We start from the raw sequence: 21,004 nt of genomic DNA, 5'->3' as shown, positions 1-21,004 counted from the left end.
CCGCGAACGCCCGCCACCGGCGATCACGCTTGCGTGCGGTTTTGAAATTGACCGCCCCGGCCGCGGCTGTGCTATGCGGGCAGTGGCGATCAAGAATCCGGCATCGCCCATTGCGAAGGACAATTCGTTGGAAACGCTCACCTACGTGCTGCTGCTGTTCGGCGCGCTGGCCGGAGGCTTCGTCTCGGGGCTGGCCGGATTCGGCACGGCGCTGATGGCGCTCGGCATCTGGCTCTACGTGCTGCCGCCCTCGCTCGCAGTGCCGCTGGTGCTGATCTGCTCGGTGATCGCGCAGACCTCGACGCTGCCGTCGATGTGGAAGAGTTTTGACCTCTCGCTGGTCTGGCCGTTCCTGATCGGAGGATTGATCGGCGTGCCGCTCGGCACCTTGATGGTCGCCTCGGCCGATCCGAAAGTATTCAAGCTGAGCGTCGGCGTGCTGATCCTGATCTTTTCGTCGGCGCTTTATCTCAACAAGAGACCGCTCGCCGTCAAATTCGGCGGCCGCATCGCCGACGGCGCGATCGGCTTTGCCGGCGGCATTTTGGGCGGCCTCGCCGGACTGTCCGGGCCGCTGCCGATCCTGTGGGCCAACATCCGCGGCTGGAACAAGCATGAGCGGCGCGGCATCTTCCAGCTCTTCAATTTCACCGTGCTCGCCACTGCGCTGGTGTTGCAGACCGCCTCAGGTCTCGTCGCATTCAAGGTGGTCTGGCTCGCGGCTGTCGCCTTTCCGGGCACGCTGATCGGCGCATGGGCCGGCGCCCGCGTCTATCACGCGCTGAACGACAAGCACTTTGGCGATGTCGTGCTCGGCCTGTTGTTCCTGTCAGGCCTGACGCTGGTCTGGAACAGCATTGGCGCAATCTAGCTTGCGGCCTTGTTCGCGGGCGAGCGCCGTCCCCACGGCACCGCAAATTAGCCGGAGCCGTGAGGAGGTCACAAGCCGTCGCTACGCGGGCTCGCGCACGGGAGGCGCGACCGGTCGAGCCTCGGCCTGCCCGGACGTCGCCTCCTTCAGTGGCAAGGCAAGGCGCTTGCTGAACTCGCGGCGCAGCAGCCACACGTTCAAGGCCGCCTGGAGCGTGGTCGTCACGATCGACAAATACCAGACGTGCTCCATCCGGAAGCCCGGCCACGTCGAGAGCCAGATCGACGGCAGGGAATAGGTGAGGACCCGTATTGCCGAGGTCCACAACACCGGCTTGGTGTTGCCCAGTCCCTGAAACATGCTGGAGCAGGTGAAGATCAGCGCCTGCGCCACCATGTTGAGCGAGATGATGTGCACAAAGAGCAAGGCAACCGCCATCGTCTCCGGGTCATTCGAGAAACCGGTCAGCAACAGACCCGGCGCGGCCTGCGCGAGAATCAGGAAAACGATCGTCACGGCGACCGCGACAAGCGCCGCCTTCACGAAGGTCTCGCGCACGCGCGCACCATTGCCGGCACCGAAATTCTGGCCGGCGATCGGCCCTGCGGCGAGGGCGACGGCGAGCGCCGGCATCTGGATCAGGCCGAGGACACGCGTCCCGATGCCAAATCCCGCCTGCGCCGCCGGGCCGAAAATGCTGAGCACATAATAGCCCACGCCCATGATGATGAAGACCATCACGAACTCGCCGCCGGCGGGCAGGCCGACATCGAAGATTCGCTTCCAGTGCCGAAGCTGCGGCCGCCACTGCGCCGGATTGAAGGCGACGTAGCGCTCGACCTTGCGGAAATGGGCCAGCAGCATCAGGACGCCGATGGCGACCGCGATCGAGCTCGCGAGCCCCGCGCCGGCAACGCCGAGCGCGTAGCCGGTGCCCCAGCCCGAGATCAGAACGGGTGCCAGTGCAATGTTGATCGCGACCGCGACCGCCCGCACCAGCATCGCCGGGCGCACGATACCGGTGGCGCGCATCGCGGATGCCAACACCTGCATGGCGAATTCCAGCGCGAGCGCCGGCATGAACCACAACAGGTATGTGGTCCCCGCCTCGATCGTGGCCTGGTCCGCGGCGACCGAACGCATGTAGAGGCGCGACAGCGCCGCGCCCATGACCAGGGTCAACAAGCCGAACAACACCGACATCGCGATCGCCTGGTTGAAGATCAGATTGGCATCGTGCCGATCCTTGCGTCCCACGGCATGCGCGACCAGCGCCACCGTGCCGACGCCGAGCACCTGCAACAGCGCGTTGACGAGAAAGCCGGCATTGCCGGCCGCGGCGACGCCCGCCACGGCCGCTTCGCCGAGACCCGAGACGAAGTACAGATCGACCAGCTGGCAGATCATGATCGTGACCATGCCGAGCATGATCGGCGGCGACATGGCCAGGATGTGTCTCACGATGGAGCCGTGCGTCAGGTCTTTCATGTCATTCCATCCTCTGGCGGCGTGGCTGGCGATCGTCCGTCAGCCACGCGCCATTCCAAGTCCGTTACTCCGCTGCCGCGATGTGCCCGAGCTCCACCACCTGGCGCTCGAACAGGCCGCGATAGATGCCGCGCGGCTTGCCCGCGAGCACGGCATGGGTGCCTTGCTCGACGATCTCGCCGCGGTCGAACACCAGGATCCGATCGAGGCTCCTCACCGTCGACAGCCGGTGCGCGATCACGATCGAGGTGCGGCCTTTCATCAGCCGCTCCATCGCCTGCTGGATCAGCGCCTCCGATTCCGAATCGAGGCTCGAGGTCGCCTCGTCCAGGATCAGCACCGGCGCATCCGCCAGGAAGGCGCGCGCCAGCGCTACGCGCTGCCGCTCGCCGCCCGACAGCTTCACGCCGCGCTCGCCCACAAGCGTGCCGTAGCCCTTGGGCAGGCGCAGGATGAAGTCGTGCGCATTCGCGAGCCGCGCCGCCTGCTCGATCGCCTCCAGGCTGGCGCCCGGCCGGCCATAGGCGATGTTCTCGGCGAGCGAGCGGTGGAACAGGATCGGCTCCTGCTGCACGATCGCGATCTGGCTGCGCAGCGATTGCTGCGTCGCCAGCGCGATGTCCTGCCCGTCGATCAGCACGCGACCACCGGAAACGTCGTAGAGTCGCTGCACCAGCTTGACGAAGGTCGTCTTGCCGGAGCCGGAGCGGCCGACGAGGCCGACGCGCTCGCCGGCGCGGATCGTGACCGACAGCCCGTCGTACAGCGGCGCGCGATGGCCGCCATAGAGGAACGTGACGTCCTCGAACACGATCTCGCCGCCCTCGATCGCGATCGGCCGGGCGCCCGCGGCATCGACGATCCCGATCGGCTCGTCATGGATCGCCACGAGTTCGTCCATGTCGTTGACGGCGCGCTGGAGGTTGTTGATGTGCATGCCGACGTCGCGCAGATACGCGTGGATGACGTAATAGCTCGTCAGCACGTAGGTGACGTCGCCGGGCGAGGCCTGCCCGTACATCCACAGCAGCACCGAGCCGCCGATCACCGATGCCCGCAGGCACAGCAGCAGCGCAAGCTGCGCCATGCCGGTGTAGTTGTAGCGAAACCAGGTCCGCCGCACCCGCACGCGCCAGCGATCGATGACGCGGGCGAGCCGCGCATCCTCGCGCGCTTCCGCGCCGAAGGATTTCACCACGGCGTTGCAGGTCAACGCATCCGCCAGCGTGCCGCCGACCTTGGTGTCCCAGGCATTGGAGACGCGCGCGGCCGGCGCGATGTACCGCGTCGAGAACATTACGGTGATGGTGACGTAGAACAACGCGCCCACCGCGATCACCACGCCGAGCGAGGCCCAGTGCAGGCCGATCAGGACCATGGAGCCGATCAGCACCAGCAAGGACGGCGCCAACGCCATCAGGATGGTGTCGTTGAGCAGGTCGAGCGCCCACATGCCGCGCGTGATCTTGCGCACGGTAGAGCCGGCGAAGGAGTTGGCGTGCCAATCGGTCGAGAAACGCTGCACGCGCATGAACGCGTCCTGCGCCACATCCGTCATGGTCTTCAGCGTGAACGGCACGATGGCCTGGAGACCGATCAGCCTCAGCACCACGGAGGCTGCACCGAGCGCCACGATGGCGCCAAATGCGACCAGCGCGGCGTGGCGCGCATCGGGGTCCGATGAACCGCGCGTCAACGCATCGACCAGCTGTCCGGAGAAGACCGGCATGAACAGGTCGGCGACGGTCGCGCCCAACAGGCCGCCGGCGACGATCAGCGTGCGCCCCGGCTGCTTCAGCCAGTGGCGGAACACGAAGGGCAGCACCAGGCGTATCGCCGCGGGCTTTTTTGATAGAACGGTCATGACATCATCCGGCCGCTTGGCGCGGGCCGGCTCCATCGATGGACGCAAATCGGCCGCGAGGGCCGAGACGGCGTCACTTCAAGGTGGCTTTGACTGGGGAAGAGGAGCGATCGGGACGATGTGCCCAATCGAATCTGGCGGAAGAGGCCTCTAACAGGCCGCGTACATACCGAGCCAGGCGATCATCGAGCGCGGGCGTACGATCTGCGACTGCGACGTAATCATGCAAATCCCTCCCGGTTCGATTGAATGAGGTGCGCTTTATAGATGTGTCGTTTCCACTTTGCAACGGGGCTCACGCGAGATCACGGACGAGTGTTGCAATTTGGTGCGGGGGGCGGTGGGCATCGCCTTGGGGCGCATTTCGCCCGCCGCAATCTCCGCTGTCATGCCCCGCCTAGTGCGCAATTGCGCACGGGGGGCGGGGCATCCAGTACGCCGCGGCTTCTCCGTAAGCCACTGACGTCTCTGGAATACTGGATCGCCCGCCTGCGCGGGCGATGACTCCGCGTTCTTGGCTGACTAATGCGCGTCGCCGCCCCCGGCCAGCGGGGCCGGCTTGTTCAGCAGCGTCACCAGCACGCTGAGGCCGAGATAGAACAGCGTCAGCATGAAGAAGGCGTCGCCGAAGCTCATCACCACGGCCTGGCGGTGCACGATCTGGCTGAGCTGCTTCATCGCCATCAGCGTGGAATCGCCGAGCCCCTGGAATTTCTGCTGGAGCATGGTCAGCGTCTCGGTCGCGGTGGCGTTACCCCAGTGCACGCGCTCCTGCAGGCGCGTGATGTGCAGATCAGTGCGGTCGTTGAGCACGGTGTTGATGACGGCAAGCCCGACCGCGCCGCCGAGATTGCGCATCAGGTTGAACAGGCCGCTCGCGTTCTTGACCCTATCAGGCGCCAGCGTGCCGAGCGCGATGTTATTGGTCGGCACCATCGCGAACATCATGCCGATGCCGCGCAGGATCTGCGGCACCAGCAGCTCGTAGAAATCGTAGTCGCGGGTGATCCAGGTCATCTGGTAGGAGCCGATCGCGAACACGACGAGACCGAACGCGATCATGTAGCGCATGTCGAACTTCACCATGAGTCGGCCGACCAGCGGCGCGACCAGGAACATGGTAATGCCCGAGACGAACATGGTTTCGCCGATCATCAGCGCGCTGTAGCCGCGCACTTCGGCGAGATAACGCGGATAGATGTAGGTCAGGCCATAGAGGCCGATGCCGATGCAGAACTGCAGGAGACAGCCGATCGCGAAGTTGCGGTTGGAGAAGGTGCGCAAGTTGACGATCGGCTCGGCCGCGGTGAAGACGCGCCAGAAGAAGGCGATCGCGGAGATGGCGCAGATCCAGGCGCAGATCGCCACCGAGGTGTCCTGCATCCATTCATATTGCGGGCCTTCCTCCAGCACATATTCCAGCGTGCCGAGGAAGCCGGCCATGAACAACAGGCCCCACCAGTCGAAGCGGTCGAGCAGCTCGAAATGCGGCTCGTCGAAATCGACCAGCGCCAGCACGCCGAGGGTGATGGCGACGCCGGGCACGACGTTGATGAAGAACAGCCAGTTCCACGACATCAGGTCGGTGATGTAGCCGCCGACGGTCGGCCCGATAGTCGGCGCCAGGGTCGCGACGAGGCCGATGATGGGCCCGACGATGTGGAATTTCGTGCGCGGAAACACCATATAGGCCGAGGCGAACACGGTCGGGATCATGCCGGCGCCGAGAAAACCCTGCAGCGCGCGCCACAGGATCATCTCCTCGATGGTGGTGGCGAAGCCGCAGAGCAGGCTCGAGAAGGTGAAGCCCGCCGCCGAGATCGCGAACAACAGCCGCGTGCCGAACGCGCGCGACAGGAAGCCCGACAGCGGAATCGCGATGACCTCGGCGATCAGATAGGCGGTCTGGACCCAGGAGACCTCACTCGAGCTCGCCGACAGGCCGGCCTGGATTTCGCTGAGGGAGGCCGAGACGATCTGGATGTCCAGGATCGCCATGAACATCCCAAACACCATGATGATGAACGCGAACAGCCGCTTCGGCGCGATGCGCTCCTCGGCGGGGTTCGCCATCATGGCGGGGGAAGCAGTGGTGGCGTTGGCCATAACCTGACCTCGCAGCGCTTGTACGAGTTACTGCGGGTGGATCGCGGTGGGATCGTCGAGATCGACCTCGCTGTCGGCGTCGGTCGCGCCCTTGTTGGTGTCGACGGTCGCATAGACCGACATGCCGGCGCGCAGCAGGTTCTGCCTCGCGACCGATTTCGGCACGCGGATGCGGACCGGCACGCGCTGGACGATCTTGGTGAAATTGCCGGTGGCGTTGTCGGGCGGCAGCAGCGTGAACACGGAGCCCGCGCCCGCCGCGATGCTGTCGACCACGCCGGAGAACTTGCGCATGCCGTAGGCGTCGACCTTGATCGTCACCGGCTGCCCGGCGCGGATGCGCTTGAGCTGCGTTTCCTTGAAATTGGCGTCGATATAGACGTCGTCGAGCGGCACGACGTTGCCGAGCCGCTGGCCGACCGCGACGAAGTCGCCGGCGTTGACGAGACGGTTCGAGAACGTGCCGTCGACCGGCGCGCGCACCGCGGTGAAGGCGAGATCGCGCTCGGCTTTCGCCAGCGTCGTCTTGAGCTCGGCGAGCTGCGCTTGCGCTTCGGCCTGCTGCGCCTTGGTGACGTCGACATTGCTGACCGCGACGTCGTAGGCGGCCTGCGCGGCCTTCACCGCGGCGGCGCCCTGGTCGCGTCCGGCTTCCGAGCTTTCGAAGGTGGCGCGCGAGGCGAAGCCCTTGCTGCTCAGCGCCTGCTGGCGCTCATAATCGAGATCGGCGCGCTTGAGGCCGGCTTCGGCCGAGACGAGCTGCGCCTTGGCCTGCGCGACCTGGCTTTCGAGCGCCGCGATCTGGCGGCCGATGCGATCGATGGTAGCCTGCTGGGTCGCGATCCTGGTCGCGGCGGCGTCGACCGCGATCTTGTAGTCGCCGTCGTCGATGCGGAGGACGATGTCGCCGGCTTTCACCGGCGTATTGTCGCCGGCGAGGATCGAGGAGATGTGGCCGGCCACGCGCGCGCCCAGCATGGTGTTGTTGGCGCGGACATAGGCGTCGTCGGTCGAGACGTAGAAGCGGCCGACCAGCGTGTAATAGCCGGCATAGCTCGCGGCCGCGAGCGCCAGCACGAGGCCGACGCCCATCAACACGAATTTGCGCTTGCCGGATTTCGGCGCATCGGCAGCAGCAGGTGCAGCCGGCTTGTTGGTCACAGGCTTCTCCGGCGCCTCACTGGTGCGGCGCTTGGTTTCCTCGGCCACATGAGAGCGCAACTGCTCGGCAAGAGCGGCGGGGTTTTCGTTCGCGGCTTCACTGCCCGCCCGCTCCGGCGTCGTCTCCACCGGGTCCTGGCGAAGCACGCGCGCAGCCTGGTCTCTCGATACGGCCATGACGGCCTCCCCATAAAAAGGCACGACCAGGGACGGCCGTCCCGCGGACGGTTCCCTCTCGTGCATTCCAAATATCATTGACCGAACGGTTCGGTCAATATACATATTATTCCCGGGTCGACCCTATCGGCCCGAATCCTTTATTCAGGCTTCATGGGCTCTGGACCCGACCCAAAAACCTGCTGAGACCCTGAACCAATGGTTGTAGTCGACCCCGAACATCTCCGCGTCGTCCAAGAGGAGGACAGCTCCAAGCGCCGCCAGATCCTGGACGGGGCCCGCAAGGTGTTCATGGATCTCGGCTTTGACGGCGCCAGCATGGGCGAGATCGCGCGCGCGGCGCAGGTCTCCAAAGGCACGCTCTACGTCTACTTCGCCGACAAATGCGCGCTGTTCGAAGCCATCCTCGAGCAGGAGGCGCTCCAGCACGGCCAGGTCGTGTTCAATTTCGACCCCGCGCGAGATGCCGAGACCACGCTGAAGGATTTTGGGCGGGCCTACATCCACCTGCTCTGCCGCCCCGGCGGCGGATCGGCGATCCGCACCGTGATGGCGATCGCCGAGCGCATGCCCGATGTCGGCCGCCGCTATTATGTGCGGGTGCTGGACAAGACCATCAACCGCCTCTCCGACTATCTCAAGGCCCACGTCGCCTCCGGCGATCTCAGGATCGACGATTGCGATCTCGCGGCCTCGCAGTTCATGGAGCTGTGCAAAGCCTCGCTGTTCCTGCCGTTCGTCTTCCAGGCCGCGCCCGCACCGTCGGAAGCGCGCATGACCGAAGTCGTCGACAGCGCGACGCGGATGTTCCTGGCAGCGTATCAAGCGAAATAGCGGCAAGCGCGACGCGTTGCGCGAGCCGGTGACGCGGCACTATATTCGCGCCATGTCCCGTGATCTTCGCCCGCCGGTCGATATCCTCCATTACGAGATCGTCCAGGAACAGGCCTCAGCGCTTGGACGGATGGGCCGTACGCTCGAACAGGCGCTGACGCGCTTGCGCGAATTTGACGCCGCGCACGCGCTTGCCGAGACGCCGGCCTCGCAACCGGCAAGGCGCAAGCTGGTGGCGGAAGCCGGTCACGCGCTCTGGATGTTCGTGGTGCAACGCGAGGCGTCGGGCCTGCGCGATAGCCGCCACATCATGCGCACCTACAACGTCCCCGCCGAGGTGCAGCGCTGCATGGGGCTGGCCCCCGCCCCGTCGAAGCCGGGCGCGAAATGAGCTGCTAGCTACGCCCCGGCCTCTTCCATCGGGCGCCAGCCATGCACGACCTGCAGCCCGGCGCGCGCGAATGCGAACAAATTGCCGCCGCCAGCCGGCTGATCGTGGGCGCGGTCGATCGCATGCCCGGCAGTGTGGCAGAACAGCAGCGTGCCGACGCGGCCATGGCCGACGAACAGAACATCGCCCGGGCGATTGCGCGCCAGCACCGCTTCGGCCTCGCGCACGATGCGCGCTTGCGCATCGATGGCACGCTCCCAGCCGCGGACGCTGAGAAGTGGCTCTGCGAAGAAACGGTCGGCAACCTGCTCGAACTCGGCCGGCTGCAAAAAGCCGGTCGCCGAGCGGTCGTTCTCGTGCATGGCCTCGCGGATCTCGATCATGATGCCGAGCCGGCTCGCGATGATCTCGGCGGTCTCGATCGCCTTGCGCTCGCCGCTGGAGACGATTTGCGTGGTGCGCGCCAGCCAGCTTGCCTGCGCCAGCGCCTCGGTGCGGGCACGACCGATCGGGCTCAGGCCCCATTGCGGCACTGGCACGTCGGGATCGATTTGCACCTGCGGGTGGGTGAGATAGCGGACGATGGCCATTTCGCTAATCGTCCGCGTAGTCGTCCTCGTCCTGCTTGCGCGTCGTAGTCTTGTGCGCGCCGAGCGAGCCGGTCACGTAGGGATCGCGCGAGCTCGCATAGGGACTGCGCCGCTGCGCGCGCGAGGCAACCTCGTCGCCGGAGACGGCGGCCGGCTGGCAGATCAGGCGGCGGCTGGCACGGCGCATCAGATCCACATGGATGTGATCGTAGTGATAGACGTTCGATCCCGGCGCCAGCACCGTGGTGAAATGCGCGCATGCGCCCGACTGCACGTCGCGCAGGAAGCCCTGCTCTTCCGGCATGCCGCGCCAGCCGTCCTTGACGGTGACGCGGCGGCCGTCCGCGAGCACGAAGGCCGAGATGTCGAGCGCATTGCCGAAGGCGTGCTCGGAGATGTGGGCATGCGGATTGCCGTTCATGCCGCGGCAGGAATAGGCGGAGATCTGCTTGATCTCGACCACGCGGGCGCCGAACCAGCGCGTCGCCGACGGCTGCACGGTGTCGGCGAGCCAGCGGTCGAGCTCGGACACGATCGGACAGGCGAGCGTCGCAGTCGGCTTGATCGCGACCGGACCGACCGCGGTGACGGGATTGCCCTGCGCCGGACCAAGACGCGGCAGCGGCTGCTGCGCGGGCGCTTGCGAATAGGGAGCGGGCTGCCGCGCAGGATAGCTCGGGGCATTCATGTAGCGCGCCGCACCCGCGGCATCGGTGCCCTCGGGCGGCAGGTCGATCTCGTCTTCCTGAGGCTCCACGCCGGGCGCATTCAGTGACATCGGGCCGGATGAGGCGCCATAGCCGGAGGGTTGGCGCACCGCGCTCTCGGGATAGTTCGAGCGTTGCGGATAGGACGATGCCGGATAGGCCTGGCCTTGCGGGTAATTCGATTGCGGCTGCGTCACCGGCCAGCGCGGCTGGTTGCCGATGCTGCCGGGCGGGCGCAGCGTTTCGTCGGCAAAACCATAGGTGCCGGAGGCTTCGCCGATCGCGGCAACTTTGAGCGGGAATTCGGCGCCGCACATGCCGGGGCCGGAGATCGGGTCGATGCGGACGAGGTCTGGTCCCTCTTTCACCGCGCCCGATTTCAGGCATGCGGCCTCTGCCTCGGCCCGCCACGGTTCACGTTCGGCCTGGAAAAAGCCGCGTCCGCAACCCGCAAGCGAAACAAGGACGATGGAGCCGACGAGATACAAACGAACTCCGCGCGTCATGCACGCACGTTCGGTGAATTTACTTAAAGACTCTTCAACGTGTCGGTTTCAGCGTTCTTTAACTATGCCGGCCCGCGTGGCGCAGGATGAGCGACAGCAGGGCTGCCTTTTTCGGAAAGAGACTCTCTGTTAACCATGATGTTGGCGCGCAAAGAGGCGCGCATGGAGATATCTCATGACGTTCGCCGGGAGACTGAGCGTAGTCACCGCGTACCTCGCCATGGCCTTTGTCGGCGCCATCGTGCTCGGCATGATCTAGAGACGACACCGACCGCATCACCGGCTCACCCGCCACCCTCCCCTGGAGGGTAAGAGAAACGCTACGACCTCGCGCCCCACTGCCGCGACGTCGTCATCAGCTGCTCGCGCGGCTCCTCAACTCTTGTCCAGTCGTTGCCGGAGCACCAGAAGCGGCCGAGCGCGCAGGCTTCGACGTGGAGCCTGCCGGAGGTCTTCAGCGTCATCGTCGCATAATAGGTGTTGCCGGTGGAGCGGCTGTAGATGCTGCCGGTCCAGACGTCGTGCGATTTCGGCTTCATGTTGACGAGCACGCTCTCGCCGCGGGTGGACGCGTCGGTGAGTGCGAAGCCGCACAGCGCCGGGCCGCAGCGCTCGATGCGGACCGTGCCCTTGGCGCCCGTGCTCTCCCATTCGCCGAGCGGCAGATAGGCCGGCTCATCCTCGTTGCGCTTCGCCATCGTTGTGGCCGGCTTGATCTCGGGGTCCGCAGTGACGACCGGCGGCTCGATCCGCGGCGGGTCGAGCGCGATCGTCTTTGGCGGATCCAGGCGTGACAGTTCAACTCGCGGCGGATTGGGGCTCGGCGCTTCAATCCCTGACGCATCGCGTTTTGGCGTCGGCGGCGGCGGAACGGACTGCGACGCCGTGGCAGCAAGGGCGGGAGCCGGCGCGGGGGGCGGTGCGGTCACAATCGCTTGCACCGGTCGAATCGGGGCGGCCGGACAGGCCGGCTGCGGTGCCTGGAGCACCGGTGCGGGCGGCGGGGCCGGTGCCGTGCTGACATTGTCTGTTGTCCGCAAGCTGTGACTGGAAATCGAAACACAGGAGGCGGCCCGGCAATTCCGGGGCGCCTCGACATGGAAACGATGCCCGCCGACCAAAAAAGAGTAGGAACCGGCCTGGGCCGCGGGCGCCATCGCCATCAATGCGATCACCGTCCCAAGCGAAGTCACAAGCCGCATCATCGGCGCCCTCCTCAGTGTCCCCGAGACGTTACGCAGATGATGGGTGGCCGAATGTGCGCTGCCTCACCCAGTCGCGCACCGGCGTTGTGACGTCCATCACGGAAGGCGGGGTAGGCGCGGCGTAGGGTCGAACCACGCTTCATCCACCAGCGACACCAGTCCATATCGGGATCGCGCCCTTTTCGGAGGTTGTCATGAACAAGCTCACCGTCGCCGCCGCCGCGCTCTTCCTCGCTTCGACCGCGGCCGCGCATGCCGGCAACTCGATCTCGTTCCAGATCGACGGCCAGCACATCCGCATCGAGACTCCGCGCAACTGCGCTTCGCTTGATTGCGTCACCATCGTCGCCCCCGGCCTGTCGAACAAGCCGATCAAGCTGAACAACATCAACCTCAACGGCCTTGGCGGCTCCAAGGACGATGACGCCGACACCACGCCGGCTCCGGCGCCGACCGCGCAGCCCGCCCCGGCTCCGGTGCAGCAACAGCCCGTTCAACAGGCGCCGGTGCAGGCGGCCGCGCCTGCGGCTCCCGCTCCGGCCACGACGGTTGCCGCCGCGCCGCCCGCCGGCTACGACAACAACACGCAGCCCGCGCCTGTTGCGGCTCCCGCTCCTGTCGCTGCGCCCGCGCCCGTTGTTGCTGCTCCCGCGCCGGCGCCAGTGGCCGCCGCGCCCGTGACGGCACCGAACTCGCCGATCGGCGTGTGGGCGACCGAAGAGAACAAGGGCAATGTCCGTGTCGAGCAGTGCGGCCCCAATCTGTGCGGTTACGCCCAGAAGACCAACGAGCGCATCCTGATCAATATGAAGCCCGATGGCGCGAAGTGGAGCGGCCGCATCCACGATCCCGACTCCGGCCGCAACTACGACTCGACCATCGCGATGAAGGGCCCGAACGCACTGCGCGTGCAGGGCTGCGCCTTCGGCGGCATGTTCTGCGGCGGCCAGACCTGGAAGCGCGTGAGCTGACGCGCGAAGCGCGTCATCTCTAACACACGGTCTTCGTCATGCCCGGGCTTGTCCCGGGCATCCACGTTCTTCGCACCGCGCATTAAGGCGTGGATGGCCGGGACATAGGCGAGCGGAAGCGACGCCGTCCTTCGGACAGCTACGCCCGGCCATGACGCTGTGGAGAGGATATCAAGGCCTATTCACTCGCATCACGCGCCGTTCAAACGTTCGCCCCTCCCCTGCGACTCATGTTCATCCGCCATTCAGCTCGCTCCGGCTGATATCGGCCGATCTCGCCTCGCGTTCTTACCGGGACCTCCTCGTGACTTCATTGGTGGCTTGGCGCCCCTTCGTGTTCACGCTCGTGCTGGCCTTGCCGCTGGCCGGCGCGCGCGCGGCTTGTGCATCCGATGCAATCGAAATCGCGCAAGCGCAGCCGGCACCTGCCCCCTCCCCGACGCCCTCGGCATCGCCGACACCATCAGCTTCACCTGCTCCCGCGGCAGACGCGCAGACCACCACCGTCGAGCCGATCGGCAACGTCGCCACCGTGACGGGCATCGCGACCGTGATCCGCGACAAGAATTCCTATCCGCTGCGCGTGCGCGACGACATCTATCTCAACGACACCGTACAGACCTCGTCGAACTCCTCGCTCGGCATCACCTTCAACGACGCGACCACGTTCAACCTCTCCGCCAGCGCCAAGATCACGATCGACAATTACGTCTATGAAGACGGCGGCAAGCAGAACTCGGCGATCTTCGATATCGGCAAGGGCACGGTCGCGTTCGTCGCGGCGGCGGTGGCGAAGACCGGTGACATGAAGATCGCGACGCCGACCGCAACGCTCGGCATCCGCGGCACCACCGGCGTCGTCGACGTGCCGGAAGGCGCGGCAGCGAACAGCGCGAACAACGTCAACATAAAACTCTATCCCGATGCCGACGGCCGCGTCGGCCACATCGACGTCGACGACCGGACCAGCGGCACGCGGCTCGGCGCGCTCACGCGGGCTTCGAGCGGCTTTGCGATCCGGCCTGGCACAGCCACGGCCGGCGTCATGCGCTTTGCCGCGGTGCCGATCACGATTCCGGCGCAGCAGATCGCGCGTGACCGGGGCTTCGTCAGCCAGGTGCATCTGGCGCAGACCACCGGCCGGCAGATCGTCACCGAGCAGCGCGACTTCCGCCGCGCCAATCCGACCGCGGTCAGCCGCATTCCGCGCCCCATCCAGCCGCCGCAGCAGCAGCAATTGCGCCCCACAACAGCGCCGGCGCAGCAACCGCAGCGGCCGAACGGCCAGCCCGGTCAGAACAACCGTCCTGGCCAGCAGCAGCCGGGCACGCCGGGCCGGCAAGGCACGCAGCAAGGCCAGCCGCCGCAGCAGCGGCAAGGACAACAAGGACAAGGCGGCGCCGTGCAGCCGGGTGGCCAGCGCGCGGGTCAGGGGCAGCAGCCGGGCCAGCAGCAACGGGGTCAACAACAGCCCGGTCAGCAGCAAGGTGCCGGACGTCCAGGTGCACCGCGCGCGGGGCAAGGCGGTCAGCAAGGCACGCCGCCCAGTGGCACGCCGCAAACCCAGCCGCCGCGCGGTGGACAGAGTCCGGCGCAGCCCGGACCCGTGACCCCGCCTCAGCCGGGCGGCACCGCTCCGCAAGCACCGGGCCCGCAAACGCCGCGCACCGGCCTGCAACCCGGGCAGCCGCCAGCGCTGCAACAGCCGGGCATGCAGCGCCCAGGCGGATTCCAGCAGCGCCTCCCCGGCGCGCCGCGCAGACCGGCGCCGGCTCCGAAGGAGAAGAAAGAGCGGCGGTGACAGTGTTGCCGCTCAGCCTGAGGAGCTTGCGAAGCAAGCGTCTCGAAGGGCGAGGCCCCAGTATCGTAGGGTGGGCAAAGCGAAGCGTGCCCACCGCCTTTCTACAAAGCATAGATATGGTGGGCACGGCGCAAGATGCGCCTTTGCCCACCCTACGATTCCTCTCTCGCGGAGAGGGCGCTGCGTCACGTCGCCCTAAATTCTTTCAGGGAGTCTACGCCTCGCCGCGAAGCCAGGCTCGCACCTTCTGCAACAAGCCATGCCGCAGTTCGTCGACGGACGCCGCCTCGGCCGGTGTCAGCGTCTGCAAGGCGGCATCAATGTCGTCGGCCGCCAGCGTTGGCGTCGGCTCGGGCGCACGTGCGGGCGAAGATGCAAGCCCGGCGGCCGCAAGCGCGATCGGCCCGACCTGCGTCAGGAACGCGCGCTCGTATTCGCGCGACAGGCGGGCGAGCGCATCATCGAGCGTCAGCCAGTCCACCGCCTTGATGTCGTTCATCAGCTTGCGGACGGGACCGCCCTCGGCTTCCATCCGCCAGAAATGCACGACCTTGGAGCGCCCGCCCGACTGATACACCAGCGTGCCCAAAAATTCGTGCATCGCCACGTCATGGCCGGTCTCTTCCAGCACCTCGCGATGCGCGGCCTCTCGCGGCGTTTCGCCGTCGTCGAGCTTGCCCTTGGGCAGCACCCATTCGTTGCGCTTGCGCTGGCGCACGACCGCGATCAGCGGCGTCGAACCACGCCGCAGCACAATACCACCCGCCGCCATCACCGGCGCTCGCGCCATCACCCAATCCGTGGTCGTCAGAATCGTCCCCGCGGACGATATAGGCGACGGTCAGGGCAGATTGAAGGCTAGTTTCTTTTCAACAGCGCTTGACCTGCGCGAATGCGCGTGCCCTCGGCGATACCGTCGCAGAAGGTAAAATCTCCGGGCGCCAGGATGATGATGGTCGAGCCGTGCTCGAACCAGCCGAGCTCCTCACCCTTGGTCACGTTGACATCGCAAGGGAAATTGACGGGACCACGCGTCTGCGCGTTCAGCACCATGTCGAGGAAGTGCAACCGAATGCTTGCGACCAGGATCGCAGCAACCGGCACGAGCGTCACCGCCTCGCCGGTCGAAAGATGCGTGCGGATCACCGCGCGCTCGTTCTTGCAGAACAGCCGCTCGACGCGCTTGAGCGCGATCGGGTTGACGTTCCAGACGTCACCATGGATCAGCGTGACGCGCTCGATATGCGCGTCATAAGGCGCATGGAAGCGGTGATACATGCTCGAGGTCAGCCGCAGCGTGACGAAGCTTCCGTTGCGGTGCTGGTCGACCAGCGCGGAGTCGCCGACGAGATCGAGCAACGAATACGGCGCGCCCTTGACCTGGAACAGCTCGGTGTCGGCGATCCGGCCATGAGCGCCGACGATGCCGTCGGACGGGCTGGCGACGACAGCTGGATCCGGATCAAAGGGCCGCAGGCCCGGCTTGAGCTCCCGGGTGAAGCAATCATGCAGGCTGTTGAAATGGGTCTTGCGCGCCTCCGACAGATCGAGGTCGGAGAACAGCTTCCACAGCGCGATCGAGAAGTCCCGCACCAGGGGATTCTCGATCTTGGAGAACCAGCCCATGAACCGGGTCAGGGCCGCGCGGGGGATGCGGTTGGTCAACAGGAAGTTGAGGTCTTCCTGCTGGGTGAAAGAGGCGATGAGGGCTTTGACTGTCATGAATCTGTCAGCTCACAGGGTTAGCGCTTGTTGTCATGGAAACGACACTCCCGATTCTCTCGATGTCCGTGGCCGCCGCAGCGTCTGCTGCCGCCGTCCTCCCGAAGATCAAGGCGCGGGTCGAATTGTCCCGCGCCAAGCACCGCTCGCTCGCCGGACACTCCAAGATGTCGCGGCGGGTGGCAAAGCTGCTCCCGTTCTACGAGTTCGAGGGTGATCGATATTTCGGCTGCGACGGCGCGCCTGACAACGTGGTGAAGCAGCGCAAGGACGGCTTCTTCCGCCTCGCAGCTCTCTACGCCGATCGCTACCCCAAGGGCCGCGCGATGACGAAGGAGGCGGCGGAGACGATCTCCGATCTCAACTTCACCGAGAGCTACCGCGTGCCGTTCCAGTTCTCGCGCCTCGTCCGCGAGCATCTGGGCACCTCGACCTTCATGGAGTCCTCGAGCGGCGTCACCGTCACGGATGTCGACGGCAACACCTCTTACGACCTCACGGGCTCCTACGGCGTCAACATCTTCGGCAACGACTTCTACAAGGAGTGCATCGAGGGCTCCGAGAAACGCGCGCATGCGCTCGGCCCCGTGCTCGGGCCCTATCACCCCGTCATCCTCGAGAACGTGCAGCGGCTCTGCCAGATCTCGGGCCTCGACGAGGTCTCGTTCCACATGTCGGGCACCGAAGCCGTGATGCAGGCCGTTCGCCTTGCGCGCTACCACACCAAGCGCACGCATCTCGTCCGTTTTGCCGGCGCCTATCACGGCTGGTGGGGCGATGTGCAGCCCGGCGTCGGCAATCCTATCCCTGCGCACGAGACCTACACGCTCTCGGAGATGTCGGAGAAGACGCTGCATGTGCTGCGCACGCGCAAGGACATCGCCTGCGTGCTGGTCAATCCGCTCCAGGGCCTGCATCCGAACAGCAACGCACCCGGCGATTCCTCGCTGGTCGACAGCTCCCGCGGCGGCAATTTCGATCGCGCCGCTTATACCGAATGGCTGAAGCAGCTGCGCGAAGTCTGCACCGAGCGCGGCATCGTGCTGATCTTCGACGAGGTCTTCGTCGGCTTCCGTCTCGCTGCCGGCGGCGCCCAGGAATATTTCGGCGTCAAGGCCGACATGGTGACTTACGGCAAGAGCCTCGCCGGCGGTCTGCCGGTCGGTGTGGTCTGCGGCAGACGCGAGTTGATGCGCCGCTTCCGCGACGACCGGCCCGCCGACATCTGCTTTGCCCGCGGCACCTTCAACTCGCATCCCTACGTCATGACGGCGATGGACGAGTTCCTGAGCCGGCTCGCCAGCCCGAACTTCCGCGCCATCTACGACGGCCTGGATGCGACCTGGAACGGCCGCGTCGCGAGGCTCAACCAGATGATGACCGACGCCAAGCTGCCGGTGCAGTTTGCCAACGTCTCGTCGATCTGGACGGTGAAATACACCACGCCGTCCCGCTACAACTGGATGCTGCAATACTATCTGCGCGCCGAAGGCCTGGCGCTGAGCTGGGTCGGCACGGGACGGCTGATCTTCAGCCTCAACTACACCGACGCCGACTTCGCTGAAGTCGCCGATCGCTTCGTCCGCGCCGCCGAGAAGATGAAGGCCGACGGCTTCTGGTGGCACGATGGCGTGCTCACCAACAAGAACATCAAGCGGCAGATTTTGAAAGAGATGCTGGCCAAGCGCTTCGGGCGCTGAGGCTGGCTCGCCCCACACGAACGCTGTCATTCCGGGGCGAGCTCTCTCCTCCCCCTCGCCCCGCTTGCGGGGAGAGGGTCGGGGTGAGGGGGACTCTCCGCGAGCGCGGTGAGACTTGACGTACGACCATCTGGCAGCGCCCCCGCGGAGACTCCCCCTCACCCGGATCGCATCGACGATGCGCTTCGGCCTCTCCCCGCACGCGGGGAGAGGCGAAAGAGCCCCCAAGACGTGGATGCCCGGCACGAGGCCGGGCACGACGTAACCATCAGACATCGGAGTGTTTGGTGTGAGCTGCGCGCTCAGGCGTGCTGCTCTTCGAGCGCTGGCTCGGAGATGAGGCCCAGCGTGTGCTCGGGGTTGAGGTGCAGACCGGGATCCATCAGCTCGCCGCGCATCAGCGCCAGCGGAGCGCTGCGATAGAGCATCAGGTCGTGGAAGGGGTCGGTCAGGATCTTGGTCATCCAGACGAGGCCGGTCTCGACGTCGCGGATGAAGAACAGGTGCACGGTGCGGAACAGGAGGCCGCCGCCGCCGATCACCAGCCAGATCTTGGCGACCTGACGCATGAAGTCGGTCGCGGTCGCCCAGGGCGTGAACAGGCCGAACAGCGTGGGATCGACCACCAGCACCAGCGGCGAGAGCGCCCAGATCGCCATCAGCACCACCTTGCGCTGAAGGTTGTAGCCGACCTTGATCTCTTCCTTGTACTCGTGCGTCGCCTGGTTGATGTGGTCGTAATCGTGCGGCTCGAAGAAGAAGTGACCGGCCTGGCGCGAGGTCATCGAGACCAGCCAGCCCACCAGGGCGGAGATCATGGGGTCGACGAACAGCCAGACATAGGCGAAGAGAAAGCTCAGCGCGCTGACGAAGTGCAGGCTCTGATTGATGCGGCTGTGGTGATAGTAGCGATGGTCGTCCCAGCGCTGGATCCGCAGCTGCTCGAGATAGTTCTTGATCATGCTCTCCCCCAAAATGCTTCGGGTTCAGGATTTACAGGGATTCGATGTAGGCCGTGTGACATCATCATTTTGTCATATGACGATGTGCAGCGACGCGATGACGCACGCGGACGCGTGAGCGGCGGATCGCACCGCCGCTCTGACGCAGCCTGAACTCAGGCTGCCTTGGCGACGTCGACCTTGCGGAAGCGCACCAGCGAGAAGTGGCCGAGCGGCGGAATCAGACGGCGCTCGGCGAGCTCGATACCGTGCGCGCCGGCCAGCCATTTCGCGTAACGCGACCAGGCGAACTCGGCGGTACGGAAGCCGAGCGGACGCACCACCGGCTGGAGCTTCTGCTCGATGAAGCGGCGCATGCCGGTGTCGGCGCTGACGCGGGTCAGGATGATCAGCTCGCCGCCCGGACGCAGCACGCGGGCGAATTCGTCCAGCGCCTTCTCCGGATTCGGCACGGCGGTGACGACGTACTGCGCCATCACGACGTCGAAGGAATTGTCGGGGAATTCGAGCTTCTCGGCATCCATCACCGCGAGTCCCTCGACGTTCTTCAGCTTGCCCTCGCTGACGCGGCGGCGCGCCTTGTCGAGCATCGCGTCCGAAATGTCGGTGCCGAAGATGCGCAGGTTCGGGGCATAGAGCGGCAGCGAGATGCCGGTACCGACGCCGACTTCGAGCACGCGGCCACCGATCTTGTTGGTGGCTGCGATCGCGGCCTGGCGGCCCTTGGCAAACACACCGCCGAACACGAGATCGTAAACGGGCGCCCAGCGGTCATAGGCCTGCTCGACCGAGCCACGGGTGAGGTCGAGCTGCTGGGTGCCGTCAAGGTTCATGATCTTAGCCATCGATGAGGTTCTCGCTGTGGGTCAAAGTATGATCAACCGCGCACCGGTCGCCGCGCCATGACAGGCGAGGCGCGCAAGACGCGGCTGGGCTGAAGTGAGGTGAGATTGCCGACGAACTGGCGCGCGCTGTTCTCCCAGGAGCGCTCCAGCGCGAAGTTGCGGCAGGTCTCGCGCGACATGGTGAGCGCGCGCAGGCACGCGGTACGCAGGTCATGATCAATCGCGCCGATCGGATGATCGGCGATGACGTCCTTCGGGCCCGTGACCGGAAACGCCGCAACCGGCGTGCCGCAGGCAAGTGCTTCGAGCTGCACGACCCCAAAGGTGTCGGTCAGGCTCGGGAAGACGAAGACGTCGGCCGCTGCAAGATGCGCGGTGAGGTCCGCGCCCTTCTTCTCGCCGAGGAAGACGGCATCCGGATACTTCTTCTCCAGCGCCGCCTTCTGCGGCCCGTCGCCGACGACGACCTTGGTGCCAGGCAAGTCGAGCGAGAGGAACGCGTCGAGGTTCTTCTCCACCGCGACACGGCCCATGGTCATGAAGATCGGGCGCGGCAGGTCGAGCTTGGCGGGACTGTCGGGATGGAACAGCTGGGTGTTGACGCCGCGCGTCCAGAAGCCGAGCCGCTTGAAGCCGCGCTCGGACAGCTCCTGGCGCAGCGAAGGCGTCGCCACCATGGTCATGGCGGCGGCATCGTGGAAGTGGCGCAGCACGGCATAGCCGACCGCGGCCGGGATGCCGGTCCGCACCGAGACGTATTCGGGAAAACGCGTCGTATAGGAGGTGGTGAACGCCAGGCGGTTGCGGCGGCAATAGGCGCGCGCGGCCCAGCCGATCGGCCCTTCGGTCGCGATGTGCAGCGCGTCAGGCGCCGCCTTCTCGATCCGCCGCGCGATCTCCTTTGAGTTCGGCAGCGCGATGCGCAGGCCCGGATAGGTCGGCAGCGGCCAGGACGGAAAGCCGTCCGGGGTGAGGAAGTCGATCTCGACGTCGAGCGCCTTGGCCGCGTTCGCCAGCGAAGTCAGGGTGCGGACCACACCGTTGACCTGCGGATGCCAGGCGTCAGTCGCGATTAATACCCGCATGGGGAAATCCCGAGAGGT

Annotated in this window: 18 protein-coding genes; 6 read left to right on the top strand and 12 right to left on the bottom strand. The window is 65.9% G+C overall.

What is annotated here, in order from left to right:
• Window positions 1-127: 127 nt before the first annotated feature.
• The gene (locus tag QA642_RS11025; protein ID WP_283084682.1) at window positions 128-871 is read left to right on the top strand and encodes a sulfite exporter TauE/SafE family protein; all 744 of its coding nucleotides are present in this window, start codon (window positions 128-130) and stop codon (window positions 869-871) included.
• Between the two features lie 81 nt (window positions 872-952).
• Here the strand turns inward: QA642_RS11025 and QA642_RS11020 are convergent, their stop codons facing one another.
• The 4 genes from QA642_RS11020 to QA642_RS11005 form a co-directional block, all read right to left on the bottom strand.
• Window positions 953-2,359: an MATE family efflux transporter gene (locus QA642_RS11020; protein WP_283084681.1), complete on the bottom strand. Its 1,407-nt coding sequence runs from the start codon at window positions 2,357-2,359 to the stop codon at window positions 953-955.
• Between the two features lie 64 nt (window positions 2,360-2,423).
• On the bottom strand, window positions 2,424-4,223 hold the full coding sequence (locus QA642_RS11015) for an ABC transporter ATP-binding protein (protein WP_283084680.1): 1,800 nt from the start codon (window positions 4,221-4,223) through the stop codon (window positions 2,424-2,426).
• Window positions 4,224-4,745: 522 nt separating this feature from the next.
• A complete protein-coding gene (locus QA642_RS11010; protein WP_283084679.1) occupies window positions 4,746-6,329 on the bottom strand; it encodes a DHA2 family efflux MFS transporter permease subunit in 1,584 nt (527 codons plus the stop codon).
• Window positions 6,330-6,356: 27 nt separating this feature from the next.
• Complete coding sequence (locus QA642_RS11005) at window positions 6,357-7,667, bottom strand: HlyD family secretion protein (protein WP_283084678.1); 1,311 nt, start codon at window positions 7,665-7,667, stop codon at window positions 6,357-6,359.
• A 198-nt stretch (window positions 7,668-7,865) separates the two neighbouring features.
• Here QA642_RS11005 and QA642_RS11000 point away from each other — a divergent pair, with 198 nt between their 5' ends.
• Window positions 7,866-8,501, top strand: coding sequence for a TetR/AcrR family transcriptional regulator (locus QA642_RS11000; RefSeq protein WP_283084677.1), 636 nt, complete (start codon window positions 7,866-7,868; stop codon window positions 8,499-8,501).
• A gap of 52 nt (window positions 8,502-8,553) precedes the next feature.
• Window positions 8,554-8,892: a DUF6665 family protein gene (locus QA642_RS10995; protein WP_283086852.1), complete on the top strand. Its 339-nt coding sequence runs from the start codon at window positions 8,554-8,556 to the stop codon at window positions 8,890-8,892.
• 8 nt (window positions 8,893-8,900) lie between these two features.
• On the opposite strand, the gene QA642_RS10990 is transcribed toward QA642_RS10995, so the two are convergent.
• The 3 genes from QA642_RS10990 to QA642_RS10980 all read right to left on the bottom strand — a co-directional run bounded on the left by QA642_RS10990 (window position 8,901) and on the right by QA642_RS10980 (window position 11,624).
• On the bottom strand, window positions 8,901-9,482 hold the full coding sequence (locus QA642_RS10990) for a histidine phosphatase family protein (protein ID WP_283084676.1): 582 nt from the start codon (window positions 9,480-9,482) through the stop codon (window positions 8,901-8,903).
• Window positions 9,483-9,486: 4 nt separating this feature from the next.
• Window positions 9,487-10,695, bottom strand: a complete 1,209-nt coding sequence (locus tag QA642_RS10985) for an extensin family protein (RefSeq protein ID WP_283084675.1) — start codon at window positions 10,693-10,695, stop codon at window positions 9,487-9,489.
• Window positions 10,696-11,015: 320 nt separating this feature from the next.
• Window positions 11,016-11,624: a DUF2147 domain-containing protein gene (locus QA642_RS10980; protein WP_283084674.1), complete on the bottom strand. Its 609-nt coding sequence runs from the start codon at window positions 11,622-11,624 to the stop codon at window positions 11,016-11,018.
• Window positions 11,625-12,094: 470 nt separating this feature from the next.
• On the opposite strand from QA642_RS10980, the gene QA642_RS10975 reads away from it, so the two are divergent.
• Window positions 12,095-12,871: a DUF2147 domain-containing protein gene (locus tag QA642_RS10975; protein ID WP_283084673.1), complete on the top strand. Its 777-nt coding sequence runs from the start codon at window positions 12,095-12,097 to the stop codon at window positions 12,869-12,871.
• Between the two features lie 313 nt (window positions 12,872-13,184).
• Complete coding sequence (locus tag QA642_RS10970; protein ID WP_283086851.1) at window positions 13,185-14,672, top strand: FecR domain-containing protein; 1,488 nt, start codon at window positions 13,185-13,187, stop codon at window positions 14,670-14,672.
• Window positions 14,673-14,886: 214 nt separating this feature from the next.
• Here QA642_RS10970 and QA642_RS10965 read toward each other — a convergent pair whose 3' ends face one another.
• Together QA642_RS10965 and asd are read right to left on the bottom strand one after the other, a co-directional pair.
• Window positions 14,887-15,462: an NUDIX hydrolase gene (locus QA642_RS10965; RefSeq protein WP_283084672.1), complete on the bottom strand. Its 576-nt coding sequence runs from the start codon at window positions 15,460-15,462 to the stop codon at window positions 14,887-14,889.
• Window positions 15,463-15,530: 68 nt separating this feature from the next.
• Window positions 15,531-16,394 carry an archaetidylserine decarboxylase gene (gene asd, locus QA642_RS10960; protein ID WP_283084671.1) on the bottom strand — a complete coding sequence of 288 codons (864 nt, stop codon included), beginning with the start codon at window positions 16,392-16,394 and terminating at the stop codon, window positions 15,531-15,533.
• A gap of 35 nt (window positions 16,395-16,429) precedes the next feature.
• On the opposite strand from asd, the gene QA642_RS10955 reads away from it, so the two are divergent.
• Window positions 16,430-18,094: an aminotransferase class III-fold pyridoxal phosphate-dependent enzyme gene (locus QA642_RS10955; RefSeq protein ID WP_283084670.1), complete on the top strand. Its 1,665-nt coding sequence runs from the start codon at window positions 16,430-16,432 to the stop codon at window positions 18,092-18,094.
• A gap of 302 nt (window positions 18,095-18,396) precedes the next feature.
• Here the strand turns inward: QA642_RS10955 and QA642_RS10950 are convergent, their stop codons facing one another.
• From QA642_RS10950 to QA642_RS10940, 3 genes are all read right to left on the bottom strand, one after another.
• Window positions 18,397-19,056 carry a hypothetical protein gene (locus QA642_RS10950; protein WP_283084669.1) on the bottom strand — a complete coding sequence of 220 codons (660 nt, stop codon included), beginning with the start codon at window positions 19,054-19,056 and terminating at the stop codon, window positions 18,397-18,399.
• A 155-nt stretch (window positions 19,057-19,211) separates the two neighbouring features.
• Window positions 19,212-19,901: a methyltransferase domain-containing protein gene (locus QA642_RS10945; protein WP_283084668.1), complete on the bottom strand. Its 690-nt coding sequence runs from the start codon at window positions 19,899-19,901 to the stop codon at window positions 19,212-19,214.
• Window positions 19,902-19,933: 32 nt separating this feature from the next.
• Window positions 19,934-20,986: a glycosyltransferase family 1 protein gene (locus QA642_RS10940; protein WP_283084667.1), complete on the bottom strand. Its 1,053-nt coding sequence runs from the start codon at window positions 20,984-20,986 to the stop codon at window positions 19,934-19,936.
• Window positions 20,987-21,004: the final 18 nt, after the last annotated feature.

Source organism: Bradyrhizobium sp. CB2312 (assembly GCF_029714425.1).
Taxonomy (GTDB): Bacteria; Pseudomonadota; Alphaproteobacteria; order Rhizobiales; family Xanthobacteraceae; genus Bradyrhizobium.
This window is presented reverse-complemented; position numbering and strand designations above follow the sequence as displayed.